Raw genomic sequence first — 14,430 nt, 5'->3', positions numbered from 1 at the left:
CATTTTTAAAAAATAGCGCAGATCACCCTCTGTATAACGATTCTACCGATGCTAAAAATCATTGATTCAGGTCAATAAAATTTACTTTATCAAATCGCCATTCCCATATATAGTGTCTGTAGCGTAAACAAACACCTATATATAGTAGTTATCCACAAAGCATCCACACAACGCGTGTAAAGCCTGATTTCACGCGGCTTTGTGCTGTGGATAACCGGTAGATGGATGCACACCACAATCACAGGAGCGAGAAAACGGTGAAACCTATAGTGATTAAACGGGACGGTTGTCAGGTACCCTTCAACGAACAGCGAATCAAGGAAGCGGTGCTGCGTGCAGCGCAGGCAGCTGACGTGAATGATGCCGATTACTGCGCAACCGTTGCCCGCGTAGTCGCTATGCAGATGGCCGATCGCGAGCGTGTGGATATCAACGACATCCAGCACGCCGTAGAAAACCAACTGATGGCGGGCAACTATAAGCAGCTTGCGCGCGCCTATATCGAGTATCGTCACGATCGTGACGTTGCCCGTGAGCAGCGTGGCCGTCTTAATCAGGATATTCGCGGACTGATCGAACAGAGCAACTCGGCCCTGCTCAATGAGAATGCCAATAAGGATAGTAAGGTTATCCCAACCCAGCGCGATCTGCTGGCAGGGATCGTTGCCAAACACTATGCCAAGCAGCATTTGCTGCCGCGTGACGTAGTGCAGGCCCATGAGCGCGGAGAGATCCACTATCACGATCTCGACTACTCGCCGTTCTTTCCCATGTTCAACTGTATGCTGATCGATCTGAAAGGCATGCTGACCAACGGCTTTAAGATGGGTAACGCAGAAATCGAGCGGCCGAAATCTATCTCTACCGCCACCGCCGTTACCGCACAGATCATCGCGCAGGTTGCCAGCCATATCTATGGCGGGACGACCATCAACCGCATCGATGAGGTGCTTGCTCCCTTCGTCAGCGCCAGCTTCACCAAACACCGCCAAATCGCTGAGCAGTGGGATATCCCTGACGTGGAGGGCTATGCCCACGCGCGCACTGAGAAAGAGTGCTACGATGCGTTCCAGTCGCTGGAGTATGAGGTAAATACCCTGCATACTGCCAACGGGCAGACCCCGTTTGTCACCTTTGGCTTTGGTCTGGGCACCAGCTGGGAATCGCGGATGATCCAGCAGTCGATTCTGAAGAACCGTATCGCAGGCCTGGGTAAAAACCGTAAGACCGCGGTATTCCCCAAGCTGGTATTTGCCATTCGCGACGGACTCAATCACAAATTTGGCGATCCGAACTACGATATCAAGCAGCTGGCCCTCGAGTGTGCCAGCAAGCGCATGTATCCGGACATCCTCAACTACGATCAGGTCGTCAAAGTCACCGGCTCCTTCAAAACCCCGATGGGCTGCCGCAGCTTCCTTGGCGTCTACGAAGAGAACGGCGAGATGATCCACGACGGGCGTAATAACCTGGGGGTCATCAGCCTTAACCTGCCGCGCATTGCGCTGGAGGCACACGGTGATGAGGCAGCCTTCTGGAAGCTGCTCGATCGCCGTCTGATACTGGCCCGCAAGGCACTGATGACCCGCATCGCGCGTCTGGAAGGGGTGAAGGCTCGCGTTGCACCGATTCTGTATATGGAAGGGGCCTGCGGCGTTCGTCTGAAAGCGGACGATGCCATCGCCGATATCTTTAAAAATGGCCGCGCCTCCATATCGCTGGGCTATATCGGGATTCATGAAACCATCAATGCCCTTTTTGGCACCCAGACGCACGTTTTTGACGATGCGGCGCTGCGCGCCAAGGCTATCGCCATCGTCGAGCGCCTGCGTCAGGCTACCGATACCTGGAAACAGGAGACCGGCTATGCCTTCAGCCTGTACAGCACGCCGAGTGAAAACCTATGCGATCGCTTCTGCCGCCTGGATACCGCTGAATTTGGCATCGTTGAGGGGGTTACCGACAAGGGGTATTACACCAACAGTTTCCATCTGGATGTGGAAAAGCAGGTCAATCCCTACGACAAGCTGGACTTTGAGGCGCCTTATCCCCCGCTGGCCAACGGTGGATTCATCTGCTACGGCGAATATCCTAACCTGCAGCACAATCTGAAAGCGCTGGAGGATGTCTGGGACTACAGCTATAGCCGGGTCCCCTACTACGGAACCAACACGCCGATCGATGAGTGCTATGAGTGCGGCTATACCGGCGAGTTTGAGTGTACCAGCAAAGGCTTTACCTGCCCGAAATGCGGTAACCATGACTCCACCAAGGTCTCGGTTATCCGCCGTGTCTGTGGCTATCTGGGCAGCCCGGACGCACGTCCGTTCAACGCCGGCAAGCAGGAAGAGGTGAAGCGTCGTATCAAACACCTGAACAACGGTCAGATAGGCTAAACGCGCCTAGGCGATCGCCATCCCATCCCGGGCAGCCCGCTGCCCGGTTGCTTTTGCGGGGCGCACCCCGCAGGACAAACATCATGAATTACCATCAGTATTATCCGGTCGATGTCGTCAACGGCCCGGGCACCCGCTGCACGCTGTTCGTTGCGGGCTGCGTCCACCAATGCCCCGGCTGCTATAACAAAGCCACCTGGCGCCTGGACTCCGGCGTACCGTTCACGGCGGCACTGGAGGATCGCATCATTGCCGATCTCAACGATACCCGGATTAACCATCAGGGGCTCTCCCTCTCGGGCGGTGACCCGCTGCACCCGCATAACGTAGCGACGATCCTACGCTTGGTACAGCGGGTACGCGCCGAGTGCCGCGGCAAAGACATCTGGCTGTGGACGGGCTATCGCCTGGAAGAGCTTACGGCGGAACAGCAGGCCGTGGTGAATCTGATCAATGTCTTGGTGGACGGCAAGTTTGTACAGGATCTCAAAGATCCCATGCTGATCTGGCGAGGCAGCAGCAATCAAGTCGTCCACTGCCTACGCTGAGCCGCTCTGAGATCAGAGGGCGCCTGCCACCGTCTCTCCCAAACGCTGCACCTGCTCAGACTCCAGGATCTGCAGGCGATACTCCGCCGGATACAGCGCACAACGCAGCATGGCACGCGCCACGCAGTCTGCCTCGATCGCCTTCCATTTTTCAGGCAGCAGACGAAACAGCGGTTCAGAAATCTGCTCCAGCAGGCGCGGCTTGGCCCGCTCTCCCTGAAGCAGGGAGGGACGCAGCAGAGAGAGTCGTCGCCAGGCCTGCAGCTCTAAAGCCTGTTCCATCTCCCCCTTGGTGCGACTGAACAAAAACGGCGACTGGGCATTGGCCCCCAGCGCGCTGACGACCACATAGTGGCGGCAACCATGCTGCAGCGCGACCGCACCGCACTCAACCACCAGCGAGTAGTCCACGTAGCGAAAATTGCTGTCGCTACCGGCTGCTTTGCGGGTGGTTCCCAGGCAGCAAAAGGCCACGTCGCAGGGGGTATCCCAGTCCAGCATAGCCCGGCAAATGTCTGCACCGACGGGGTTAATCAGCTTGTCCGACGCCGGCAACGCCGTACGCGTCGGCGCATAGATTTGGGTAACGCGGGGATCCGACGCCAACAGCGTCAGTAGCGCACGCCCGATAAGGCCGGTCGCCCCAAGAAGCAATACATACATCGGTGACTCCTCACTGTTCTTTTGGCGGTTTCCGCCACGATATACACCCTCAACGCCGAAAACGGTCGCCCACTCCGCGCCGACACCTCACACAGCTAGTATACCCCCACTGGCTCACCCTCGCGGGCCCAATGACGTTTATGGCCAAAGCCACAGGTATTATCGGTCATCTTCACCCGCATCAGGTGCAGCCCCCAGACCGGCGATGGCCTGGCCCTCGCCAGCGGAAAACGGCGATAGTAGGCAGCATACGCCACCGCCGCGTCCTCTCCATCAAGACATGCAATCCGGCCGTGAAACTGTATCCCCTGGATCTTCGCCACGCTGCGCGTCTGATGTGCCACCGTACCAGCGACCCGTGGATTGGCCGACATCAGCCGCCCGTGATGGGACGTCGGCGAGGTCAGCAGGTACAGCGTCATTGGCAGCGCATCCAGCGCATAAAAACAGTCAGCGCACCACAGCGTCTCCCCCTGCCCAACTGCCAGCGTCACAACGTGCTGGCGGGTCAGGAAACGCCGGATGGCCGCCAGCGTATCGTCGTTGATCATTCTCTCTCCTACCGCCGTGTCGGGGCTCGCCCCAGATGCCGCCGTCGCGTACACTGATCCCACCGTTCACCACCGGGATATCCCAATGCAGGATACTGTAGCGCATAATGACTGGTATCTGTACATATTGCGTACCGCCGGTGGCGCGCTGTATACCGGTATCACCACCGACATCGCGCGCCGCCTCCGCCAGCATCAGTCGGGTCGTGGAGCCAAGGCACTACGTGGTAAAGGACCGCTGACGCTGGTATACCAGTGCGCGCTCGCGCGCGATCTGGCCGCGCGGCTGGAGTATTGCGTTAAGCAGCTGAGCAAGAAACAAAAAGAGAGGCTGGTCGCCGACCAGCCTCTCTGTCTGTTGCCGTGGTTAGCCGACGGCGGTTATCTCACTTCGTCAGGTAAATCTTATTCGCCTGCGCAAAACGTTCCCGCATCTGCGGCGACGGCCCCCTGCCCACCAGGCTGACCAGCACGATAGCCAACGATGCCAGTATAAAGCCGGGAATAATCTCATACAGGTGGAACCAGGCATATTGCTTCCATACGACCACGGTGGCCGCCCCCACCAGCATACCGGCCAGCGCGCCGTTACGTGTCATTCCCGGCCACAACAGGGAAATAATAATCACCGGGCCAAAGGCAGCGCCAAAGCCAGCCCAGGCATAGCTGACCAGATCGAGCACATAGTTGTGCGGATTAGCTGCCAGTCCGATAGCGATCAGTGCGATCAACATCACCATAGTGCGGCTGACGATCACCAGCTCCCGCTGATTGGCGTGCTTGCGCAAAAACGCTTTATACAGATCTTCGGTCACCGCGCTGGCGCTCACCAGCAGCTGGCAGCTCAGAGTACTCATCACTGCGGCCAGAATAGCCGACAGCAGTACCCCGGCGATCCATGGATTAAACAGCAGCTTGGCGAGGGAGATAAAGACCCGCTCTTTGTTTTCATGCACCTCCAGCGCCAGCTGGGGATGCGTAGAGAAGAAAGCGATACCGAAGAAACCAACCGCTACCGCCCCCCCCAGACAGAAGATCATCCACACGATGCTAATTCGACGTGCCTTACGGATCGTATGGTGGGAGTCCGCCGCCATAAATCGCGCCAGGATATGCGGCTGCCCACAATAGCCCAGCCCCCATCCCATCAAAGAGACGATCGCCACCCAGTCCAGTCCGCGGAACAGATCCAGATAGGCCGGACTGCGTTGCGCAATGGCATTGATGGCATCGTCAAAGCCACCAACGCTGACCACCACCATCACTGGCGTCAGGATCAGGGCAAAAATCATCAGAGTCGCCTGCACGGTATCCGTCCAGCTGATGGCCAGGAAACCGCCGATAAACGTATAGGCAATCGTCGCCGCCGCACCAGCCCACAGCGCACTTTCGTAGCTCATGCCAAAGGTACTTTCAAACAAACGGGCCCCAGCGACGACACCTGAAGCGCAGTACACGGTAAAAAATACCAGAATAATCAACGCCGAAATCAGACGCAGAATGTGCTGCTTGTCCTCAAAACGCTGGGTAAAGTAGTCCGGCAGCGTCAGCGCATTATTGTTCAGCTCAGTGTGCACCCGCAGGCGCCCGGCCACGATGCGCCAGTTGAGATAGGCCCCCAGCACCAGCCCGATGGCAATCCAACTCTCCGACAGTCCGGCAACAAAGATCGCGCCCGGTAACCCCATCAATAGCCAGCCGCTCATGTCCGACGCCCCGGCGGAGAGCGCAGTCACCACGCTGCCCAGACGGCGCCCTCCCAAAATATAGTCAGAGAAGTTATTGGTAGCGCGATAGGCCAGCAGACCGATCAAGATCATGCCGAAGATATAGATTAGAAACGTGATTAGTGTCGGTGTATTAACACTCATCCTGTACCCCTGTCATCACGGTGTCACGCACCGTTTTTTTTGTTGTTAAAGGAGGCGCTGTCCACGGCGTGGAGCTGCGGGCGAAACACAGATGATACCGCCGCTGTCTGGGCTATGACCCGGATGCGTACGGCAGTACGGCAGTGAAACGCCCAATACGCGATCAGGCGCGGCGAAAGGCGCAGAAGATGGCGATAAATGCGTGAAGCAGGCAGACTTATCCCCCGCACGCCGACAGGCGAATGGGGGGAAGCATGATAGACCCAGAGGGGAAGAACGACAAGCGTTCAGAAGATAAGCGGCGTGATCGCCGCCTACCGCACCGGCTTAGAAATGGTTAAATGGCTCGGCGTACTCAATACACCCTCGGGCCTGCTCCAACGCCTGCGGCGCCAGCGCGTACACCTGAAAGAGTGCATCGCATCCCGGCCAGCGGCAGTGCAGACCGTGCTGCGCCGCGTTAACAAAGCCAAAGCGCTGATAGTAGTGTGACTCACCCAGCACCGTCACACCGGCATAGCCGAATTCATTCAGGGTATCCAGCCCCTCATAGACCAGCTGCTCCGCGATCCCCTGACGGCGGTAGGCTTCATCCACCGCCAGCGGTGCCAGGCCAACCCACTGACACTCCTCACCGTCGACTGTCACCGGGCTGAAGGCGACGTAGCCGACCACCCCCCCCTCGTCATCCGTAGCCACGATCCCGAGGGTCAGCAGCCCACCCTCACGCAGGCAAGAGACCTGTTCTGCCTCATCAGCGCCCGGAAAGCAGCGGCGCAGCAGCCGATCAATGCCCGGCGCATCAACGGGGATCTCCGCCCGGATCAGCATGATGTCACCGCACGCGCATCGATCGGCGTGCCCTCCCGCAGACCAGCCTCTACAAAATCCGCCAGCTGCATCAGCGCCAGGCGCAGCGGCGCCGGCATCAGCTCAGGATCGATAGCATCCATCAGATTTTTAACCTGCAGCCCCAGCTCGGTATCTCCCTCAATACGCAGGCGACGCTGGAAGAAAAGCGTATCGGGATCCTCTTTGCTGGCAGCGATCAGGATCAGATCGTTAGCATCTGCGCTGAAGCTGACATCCGCCTGTTGATGACGGCTAACGCGCAGCATCCCCTGCTGCACGGTGACAAACCAGCGCAGACCAAGATCGCACACGTCAACCTGTAGCCAACGCCCGTCAAGAAACGCCAGATCGCCCTCAGCCAACGCCTGACGAAACTGCCAGGACAGCAACTGTTCCAACACATGCCGCTGCAGGACAAACGGCGTAACTTTTAACGGCAGACTCAAGAATGCCGGTCCCTGACGCACGATGCGTGCTCGCAATTGTTCCAACACCGCAGTGACTCCTTCTGATCAGACTGCGTCTATTTTGCCACAACCGCCCACGCAGACTGCGTCTTATATCAACAAAAAGGCCCGTCATTGTCACGGATTAATACGCCGCCACCGTCGCCATTGCACAGGCTATCTGGTAACAGTGATTCAACACGCCGGAAACTGCCTGAAATCAAAACAATTACATAAAACCTTATCTAGAATAGTACCCTTGCGGACAGAACACCGCCCGGGCCGCGGTGTCGATATTCTCCCATTACACGCCACCCCGGGCGTTATCCGTGAACAAATACAGGAATTCACCTATGGAGCTGCTGTGCCCCGCCGGCAACCTACCCGCCCTCAAAGCGGCCGTAGAGAATGGTGCCGACGCTGTCTATATTGGACTGAAAGACGATACTAATGCCCGCCATTTCGCCGGCCTCAATTTTAATGAAAAAAAGCTGCAGGAAGCACTGGAGTATGTGCACCAACGCGGCCGTAAGCTGCATATCGCTATCAATACCTTTGCCCACCCCGATGGCTACATCCGCTGGCAGCGGGCGGTGGATATGGCCGCCCAGCTGGGTGCGGACGCGCTGATCCTTGCCGATTTGGCCATGCTGGAGTACGCCGCCGAACGTTACCCCCACATTGAACGCCACGTTTCGGTACAGGCATCGGTAACTAACGAGGAAGCGATCCGCTTTTACCAGCGTCACTTTGCAGTCGCACGCGTGGTGTTGCCGCGCGTTCTTTCACTGCATCAGGTAAAACAGCTGGCGCGCTGCAGCCCGGTTCCGTTGGAGGTCTTCGCCTTCGGTAGCCTGTGTATCATGTCCGAGGGACGCTGCTACCTCTCCTCCTACCTGACCGGAGAGTCCCCCAATACCGCCGGTGCCTGTTCGCCTGCCCGCTTCGTGCGCTGGCAGCAGACCCCGCAGGGTATGGAGTCCCGCCTCAACGACGTCCTGATCGATCGCTATGCCAATAACGAAAATGCGGGCTATCCCACACTGTGCAAGGGGCGCTACCTGGTCGACGGCGTGCGTTACCATACGCTGGAGGAGCCGACCAGCCTGAATACGCTCACGCTGCTGCCGGCGCTGATGGAGGCCAATATCGCCTCGGTTAAAATCGAGGGTCGCCAGCGCAGCCCGGCCTATGTCAGCCAGGTAACGCGGGTGTGGCGACAGGCTATCGATCGCTGCCGTCACGATCCTGAACACTTTACCCCCGACGCCGCCTGGATGGAGGCGCTCGGCGCCGTTTCAGAAGGCGCGCAGACCACTCTCGGCGCCTATCACCGCCGATGGCAGTAAGGAGCCAGACCATGCAATTCGCACTCGGCGCAGTACTGTACTGCTGGCCACAGGCCCGCCTGGAGGCCTTCTATCGGGCCGCCGCCGTCAGCGAGGCCGACATCATCTATCTGGGCGAAACGGTCTGCAGCAAACGGCGGGCCATGAAGTCCAGCGACTGGCTGGCTCTGGCCCGTACGCTGGCTGACAGCGGCAAACAGGTAGTTCTGTCAACCCTGGCGCTGCTGCAGGCACCCTCGGAGCTGAGCGAGCTACGCCGCTATATCGAGAACGGCGAGTTTCTGATCGAAGCCAACGATCTGGCGGCGGTCAACATGGCCGCCGAGCGGCGCCTGCCGTTTGTTGCCGGCCCGGCGCTCAACTGCTATAACGCCATCACGCTGCGCCTGCTGCTGCGGCAAGGGATGGTACGCTGGTGCATGCCGGTAGAGCTATCGCGCGACTGGCTGCGCAACATTCGCCAGCAGTGCGATGAGCTGGGGATCCTCGGGCAGTTTGAAACTGAAGTCTTCGCCTACGGCCATCTGCCGCTGGCCTACTCCGCCCGCTGCTTTACCGCCCGCGCGGAAAACCTGCCCAAGGATGAATGCGACATCTGCTGTATCCGCTACCCTCAGGGGCGTCAGGTCCTGTCGCAGGAGCAGCAGCAGGTTTTTGTCCTCAACGGGATCCAGACCCTGAGCGGCTATTGCTACAATCTGGGCAACCAGCTGCGGGAGATGCAGGGATCGGTCGATATCGTACGCCTATCACCGCAGGGGGAAGATACGCTGGAAATGCTGAGCCGCTTCCGGGCGAACCAGCAGGGAGAAGCGCCGCTGGCGCTGGAGCGTCAGGCCGAATGCAACGGCTACTGGCACCAGCTGGCCGGGCTGACCCTGTCAAGCTAAGCCAGCCTGACAAAACGGGCGCACTGAGCGCCCGTTTGACTTAGAACCTATCCCATTAGGCTATTTGATTTTCCATTTCGGTCCGGGGCCGTGCTCACCATCCTCACGTACTGCGTGTACGCTCCGGTTATTGCGCGCTGTCCGTGTCCAAACGGGCTGCAACAATATATTCCTGCTGGGATGAGCTCTTAATCTCCCCACCGTGGCTCAAGAGGCCTTGCACGCCATGATCTCAATAATCTGGGTATCCGTCTGGTGCATTACGCCACTGGCCAGCAAGCACAGGTAGCGATTGAGTGATCCACGTCGTGCGCCACGATCCTCTCATTACCACTCATCGCGCTGTTGTCCTGTGCCATCAGCACTACCTTGAACGCAGCGCTGAGGCTGATGGAAACCTTCATCGTGCAGCTATTGGAAGCCCCATCGCAAATCATTCCGCTTACATCACCGCTCATACTGCCGATTGACATAGCTACCACCTCATAGCGACCGTCGATAAGCCATGCAATACCGACCGCCGCGCCCATTACCGCCGTTGTGGTAGCAGCGTCGGCAACTTACTGCGGTGTAGACGCCGTCAGATGCGCTCGCGCCAGCAGCTCCTGCGAGGCCTGAGCCAGGCCGTATCCGCCCTCGTTGCCACGTTCGCTGCATAATCAGCGCGAAAGATCTCGCGACCGTTATGCATAATATGCTCCACGCGGGTATGGTGCCGCCAGCTGACGTGCCGCAATAGCGGCGGCCAGCGCCAGAGAAACCGGCTCGGTACAACTGACGGCCGACTTGGCCTCTTAACGCACGGCGCGAATAAACTCCGTCCACAGCGCGCCGGTATCACCGGCGATTTATATCGTACCAATGATTTAATTATTTTATTACCGATAGTTATACGCATTCCCACTTAGAAAAAGGCCAGCAGCGGCGAGATACACAGCAGCAGCCCGGTGATGATAATCACCAATAGGGACACACCTTTATACTTATGCAGCGCCGGAACCCGGTACACCAGATACGCGGGGATCAGGCATCCCACCATGCCAAAGATCGGGCTGCAGATAGAGGTGAAGCTCAGCACCGGCGCATTGAGAATAATAGCTCCCCAGGCGAGCAGAACGGCAAGCGCCATGATGCTGCCCTGAACCCAACGCTCCTTAATCCGCTCCGGTGGAACCATGCGCCGCAGCAGATTCATCACGATTCCCTGAGTGGCTTCGCGAAAGCCCAGATACACCCCGAAGAATGCCGTCATCACCGCAAAGATATTCAGGATGACGCTCACCACGGTAACCCAGTTATCGATTCCACCATCGATGAACTGCGCGGCGATAGCCAGCGCGGAGATATTCTGCTGATAGGCCTTAACCGCCTCGTCGTGCCCCATCGCCAGCGTGAAGGAGACCGCGTAGAAGAAGACCGTCACGAACAGAACGCCGAAGGCGATGTTCATGGCGCGCAACGCCTTGTAGCGGGCAACTTCGCGCGATTTGCAGTGCGCCCGGTATGAGATAACCATCGGACTGAGCGTCTGAATGAATAGGATCGAGGTCAAGGTAAACGGCAGCGTGATCACCGCATTTTTCACCAGCAGCCCCAGCGGCGGCAGCGCACCCACGTTATACAGATGCCACATTCCGACCATAGCAATCCCCAGCGCAGCCACTACCAGAAGTTTGGTCAGCACCATAAAGCTGGAAAGCTTAAACAACAGCTGCTCTCCGCGAGATGAGATAGCCACCAAGACACAGATCAGCGCCAACCCGTAAAAGGGGTTTTCCGAGAGCAGCCCTTCCGTCACACCGAAAGTATGCAGGTAGGAGGCGCTGTCATTGGTAATGGCGGTGGAGTAGACGAACATCCAAATCACCAGCATCACGAAGTAGAGTCCCCCCAACAAAATACCCCAGTTTTTCCCCAGGTAACCGCTGATCACGCTGGGATAATCACGGCACTCCGGCGACTCGGCCAGGGTGTTGATAAACAGGCGCTGAAACAAATACATCGCCGGATAGCCCACAACGGACGACAACAGGAAAACCCACAGTCCCATCAGCCCAACCTGAACCGGCAAAAAGACAATACCGGCGCCAATCGCCATCCCGATGCTCATCATCACCCAGCCCACATCGGTACTGTCAAAACGGGTGGCCGCCCACCACTCGCTGTCGCTCATACCATCCCGGGTGACAGCGGGGTGACCCGCTAGTATCACACTGCTCATTTGTGTCGTTTCCATCGTCTCTCTCGCTTGCCATTCAACGGCAGGATTCGTAACCAATAGGAGTCTGTCTCTACCGTGCCGGAGCCGCCTGTAGGGAATTATCATCGTTATGATTTACAGAGTCGGATGCCGCACAGCAGGGCGATGTCGCAATAACATCATCGGGGACAGGAATTATTATTGTGATGTGATCATAGTGCTGTCACGGGAGAAATTTTTTCAACTCATCGCTCTGTCACTGGGATGACATAAAAATTTCTCTAGAAAAGGTAATATTTTAATATATTTACCTACAGGAAGAGGAAAAGGTAAAATTATTTTTTATACAAATAAGAAGTATATTAATAATGTATTGATATATGAGATTTTTTATATCGAAAACACGATAGGCTGGCTAACAAGAAAAATGCGTCAGGAGAAAAAATAGTGTCTGTTATCTCAGGTTTTATAGATGCAGCGCATATTTTAGTTGAGTATTCTTTTTTTTATTATTTGAATAAGTTTAAAAATAAAGCATTAGTCACTCACATAAGCCGGGACCATAAAAAAGGCCAGCCCGAAGGCTGGCCTTTTACGCGCTTACCGTTGCTGATTACGCATCATTAAAACGACGACGGCTGTTGCCGTTATCATCAGAGCGAGCGCTGCGACTATCGCGGTTGAACCCGCGATCGCCGCGGCGGTCGTCAGAGAAACGACGCTGACCGCCAAAGCTGCGGCGATCGCCATCACGACCACCGTCTCGGCCGCCAAAGCTGCGACGCTCACCACCGCGTTCTCCATTGCGCTCGCGACGCGGCTCACGCGCCGGTGCATCCCCAATCAGCTGCATGTTCATCGGCTTGTTCAGGATACGGGTACGGGTAAAGTGCGTCAGCAGATCGCCCGGCATACCCTTCGGCAGCTCGATGGTGGAGTGCGAACCGAACAGACGAATGTTGCCGATATAGCGGCTGCTGATATCCCCTTCGTTGGCGATAGCCCCCACGATATGACGAACCTCGACACCATCGTCACGACCCACTTCGATGCGATACAGCTCCATATCACCGACTTCGCGGCGCTCACGGCGCGGACGATCGCCGCCACGCTCATCGCGTTCGCGACGGGCGAAACGATCGCCACCGCGCTCATCGCGCTCGCGGAATTCACGACGCGGACGACGTTCAACGATCGGATCTGGCGGCAGGATCAGCGGACGTTCACCCTGCGCCATCTTCAGCAGCGCAGCAGCCAGCGTTTCCATATCCTGTTCATCTTCCGGCTGCAGCTTAGCCAGCAGCGCACGGTACTGATCCAGATCGCTGCTCTCCAGCTGCTGCTGGACGCGAGCGCCGAACTTAGCCAAGCGACGCGCGCTGAGCAGCTCGGCATTCGGCAGTTCGACTTCCGGGATAGTCAGTTTCATGGTGCGCTCAATGTTGCGCAGCAGACGACGTTCACGGTTATCAACAAACAGCAGCGCACGCCCGGCACGACCGGCACGACCGGTACGGCCGATGCGGTGCACGTAAGACTCGGCATCCATCGGGATATCGTAGTTGACGACCAGACTGATGCGATCGACGTCCAGGCCACGGGCGGCCACATCGGTCGCGATCAGGATGTCCAGACGACCGTCTTTCAGACGCTCCAGGGTCTGCTCACGCAGCGCCTGGTTCATGTCGCCGTTCAGCGCCGCGCTGCTGTAGCCATTACGCTCCAGCGCTTCGGCCACTTCCAGGGTGGCGTTCTTGGTGCGCACGAAGATGATCGCCGCATCAAAGTCTTCCGCTTCCAGGAAACGCACTAGCGCTTCGTTTTTACGCATCCCATACACCGTCCAGTAGCTCTGGCTGATGTCCGGACGGGTCGTCACGCTGGACTGAATGCGCACTTCCTGCGGCTCATTCATAAAGCGACGGGTTATACGACGGATAGCCTCCGGCATGGTGGCAGAAAACAGAGCGGTCTGATGCTCCGCCGGGATCTGCGCCATGATGGTCTCAACGTCTTCAATAAAGCCCATACGCAACATTTCGTCCGCTTCGTCCAGCACCAGGCCACGCAGGCTGGTCAGACTCAGCGTACCACGCTTCAGGTGATCCAGCAGACGGCCCGGTGTACCGACCACGATCTGTGGCCCCTGGCGCAGGGCGCGCAGCTGAACGTCATAACGCTGGCCACCGTACAGGGCGACCACATTGACGCCGTGCATGTGCTTGGAGAAGTCCGCCATGGCTTCAGCAACCTGTACCGCCAGCTCACGGGTCGGCGCCAGCACCAGAACCTGCGGTGCTTTCAGGGACGGATCGATATTGTTCAGCAGCGGCAGAGAGAACGCCGCCGTTTTACCGCTGCCGGTCTGCGCCATACCCAGCACATCGCGCCCGTTCAGCAGGTGGGGAATACAGGCCGCCTGAATCGGTGACGGCTTCTCATAGCCCAAATCATTCAGAGCTTCAATAATAGGTGCAGCTAACCCCAGGTCAGCAAAAGTAGTTTCGAACTCAGCCATGTAAACGTGCCTCATGTGCAATGGCGGCCAGTCTGCATAACTCGTCTAGAAAACGAACAACATTTTTCATTGAAAAGTGTGAACCGGCTCAAATTAGATGAAATAACGAACAAAAAAACCTCGCCCGTAGGGACGATTAAATCAAT

13 protein-coding genes and 1 pseudogene are annotated in these 14,430 nt (G+C 57.4%); 5 read left to right on the top strand and 9 right to left on the bottom strand.

Annotated elements, in window-relative coordinates; genetic code table 11:
- Window positions 1-257 precede the first annotated feature (257 nt).
- Both nrdD and nrdG read left to right on the top strand, forming a co-directional pair.
- A complete protein-coding gene (gene nrdD, locus EIEH_RS14265) occupies window positions 258-2,396 on the top strand; it encodes an anaerobic ribonucleoside-triphosphate reductase (RefSeq protein ID WP_015869923.1) in 2,139 nt (712 codons plus the stop codon).
- An 83-nt stretch (window positions 2,397-2,479) separates the two neighbouring features.
- Window positions 2,480-2,944: an anaerobic ribonucleoside-triphosphate reductase-activating protein gene (nrdG, locus tag EIEH_RS14260; RefSeq protein WP_015869922.1), complete on the top strand. Its 465-nt coding sequence runs from the start codon at window positions 2,480-2,482 to the stop codon at window positions 2,942-2,944.
- A 12-nt stretch (window positions 2,945-2,956) separates the two neighbouring features.
- On the opposite strand, the gene EIEH_RS14255 is transcribed toward nrdG, so the two are convergent.
- Complete coding sequence (locus EIEH_RS14255) at window positions 2,957-3,607, bottom strand: Rossmann-fold NAD(P)-binding domain-containing protein (RefSeq protein WP_015869921.1); 651 nt, start codon at window positions 3,605-3,607, stop codon at window positions 2,957-2,959.
- Window positions 3,608-3,702: 95 nt separating this feature from the next.
- Window positions 3,703-4,158: a YhbP family protein gene (locus EIEH_RS14250; protein ID WP_015869920.1), complete on the bottom strand. Its 456-nt coding sequence runs from the start codon at window positions 4,156-4,158 to the stop codon at window positions 3,703-3,705.
- An 85-nt stretch (window positions 4,159-4,243) separates the two neighbouring features.
- Between EIEH_RS14250 and EIEH_RS17970 the strand changes: the two genes are divergently transcribed.
- On the top strand, window positions 4,244-4,624 hold the full coding sequence (locus tag EIEH_RS17970) for a GIY-YIG nuclease family protein (protein ID WP_071525737.1): 381 nt from the start codon (window positions 4,244-4,246) through the stop codon (window positions 4,622-4,624).
- On the opposite strand, the gene putP is transcribed toward EIEH_RS17970, so the two are convergent.
- From putP to ubiT, 3 genes are all read right to left on the bottom strand, one after another.
- Window positions 4,545-6,029, bottom strand: coding sequence for a sodium/proline symporter PutP (gene putP, locus EIEH_RS14245; RefSeq protein ID WP_015869919.1), 1,485 nt, complete (start codon window positions 6,027-6,029; stop codon window positions 4,545-4,547). The two genes, EIEH_RS17970 and putP, sit on opposite strands and share 80 nt — an antisense overlap.
- A gap of 327 nt (window positions 6,030-6,356) precedes the next feature.
- Window positions 6,357-6,860 (bottom strand): GNAT family N-acetyltransferase, encoded by a 504-nt coding sequence (locus EIEH_RS14240; RefSeq protein ID WP_015869917.1) that lies wholly within the window; start codon window positions 6,858-6,860, stop codon window positions 6,357-6,359.
- The gene (gene ubiT, locus EIEH_RS14235; RefSeq protein WP_015869916.1) at window positions 6,854-7,375 is read right to left on the bottom strand and encodes a ubiquinone anaerobic biosynthesis accessory factor UbiT; all 522 of its coding nucleotides are present in this window, start codon (window positions 7,373-7,375) and stop codon (window positions 6,854-6,856) included. The genes EIEH_RS14240 and ubiT overlap by 7 nt, the downstream gene beginning before the upstream one ends.
- A 305-nt stretch (window positions 7,376-7,680) precedes the next feature.
- On the opposite strand from ubiT, the gene ubiU reads away from it, so the two are divergent.
- The gene (gene ubiU / locus EIEH_RS14230) at window positions 7,681-8,676 is read left to right on the top strand and encodes a ubiquinone anaerobic biosynthesis protein UbiU (RefSeq protein ID WP_015869915.1); all 996 of its coding nucleotides are present in this window, start codon (window positions 7,681-7,683) and stop codon (window positions 8,674-8,676) included.
- An 11-nt stretch (window positions 8,677-8,687) separates the two neighbouring features.
- The gene (locus tag EIEH_RS14225; RefSeq protein WP_015869914.1) at window positions 8,688-9,566 is read left to right on the top strand and encodes a U32 family peptidase; all 879 of its coding nucleotides are present in this window, start codon (window positions 8,688-8,690) and stop codon (window positions 9,564-9,566) included.
- A gap of 207 nt (window positions 9,567-9,773) precedes the next feature.
- Here the strand turns inward: EIEH_RS14225 and EIEH_RS14220 are convergent.
- The 4 genes and pseudogenes from EIEH_RS14220 to yrbN all read right to left on the bottom strand — a co-directional run.
- Window positions 9,774-10,114: pseudogene (locus EIEH_RS14220) on the bottom strand (L-serine ammonia-lyase, iron-sulfur-dependent, subunit alpha); the annotation flags it as partial.
- Between the two features lie 356 nt (window positions 10,115-10,470).
- Window positions 10,471-11,802 carry an SLC5/6 family protein gene (locus EIEH_RS14215; RefSeq protein WP_015869912.1) on the bottom strand — a complete coding sequence of 444 codons (1,332 nt, stop codon included), beginning with the start codon at window positions 11,800-11,802 and terminating at the stop codon, window positions 10,471-10,473.
- A gap of 577 nt (window positions 11,803-12,379) precedes the next feature.
- Window positions 12,380-14,284 (bottom strand): DEAD/DEAH family ATP-dependent RNA helicase, encoded by a 1,905-nt coding sequence (locus tag EIEH_RS14210; protein ID WP_015869910.1) that lies wholly within the window; start codon window positions 14,282-14,284, stop codon window positions 12,380-12,382.
- Complete coding sequence (gene yrbN, locus EIEH_RS20145) at window positions 14,277-14,354, bottom strand: protein YrbN (protein WP_107775295.1); 78 nt, start codon at window positions 14,352-14,354, stop codon at window positions 14,277-14,279. The genes EIEH_RS14210 and yrbN overlap by 8 nt, the downstream gene beginning before the upstream one ends.
- Window positions 14,355-14,430 lie beyond the last annotated feature (76 nt).

Origin of the sequence: Edwardsiella ictaluri ATCC 33202 (assembly GCF_000264785.1) — a bacterium.
GTDB classification, from domain to species: domain Bacteria; phylum Pseudomonadota; class Gammaproteobacteria; order Enterobacterales; family Enterobacteriaceae; genus Edwardsiella; species Edwardsiella ictaluri.
This window is presented reverse-complemented; position numbering and strand designations above follow the sequence as displayed.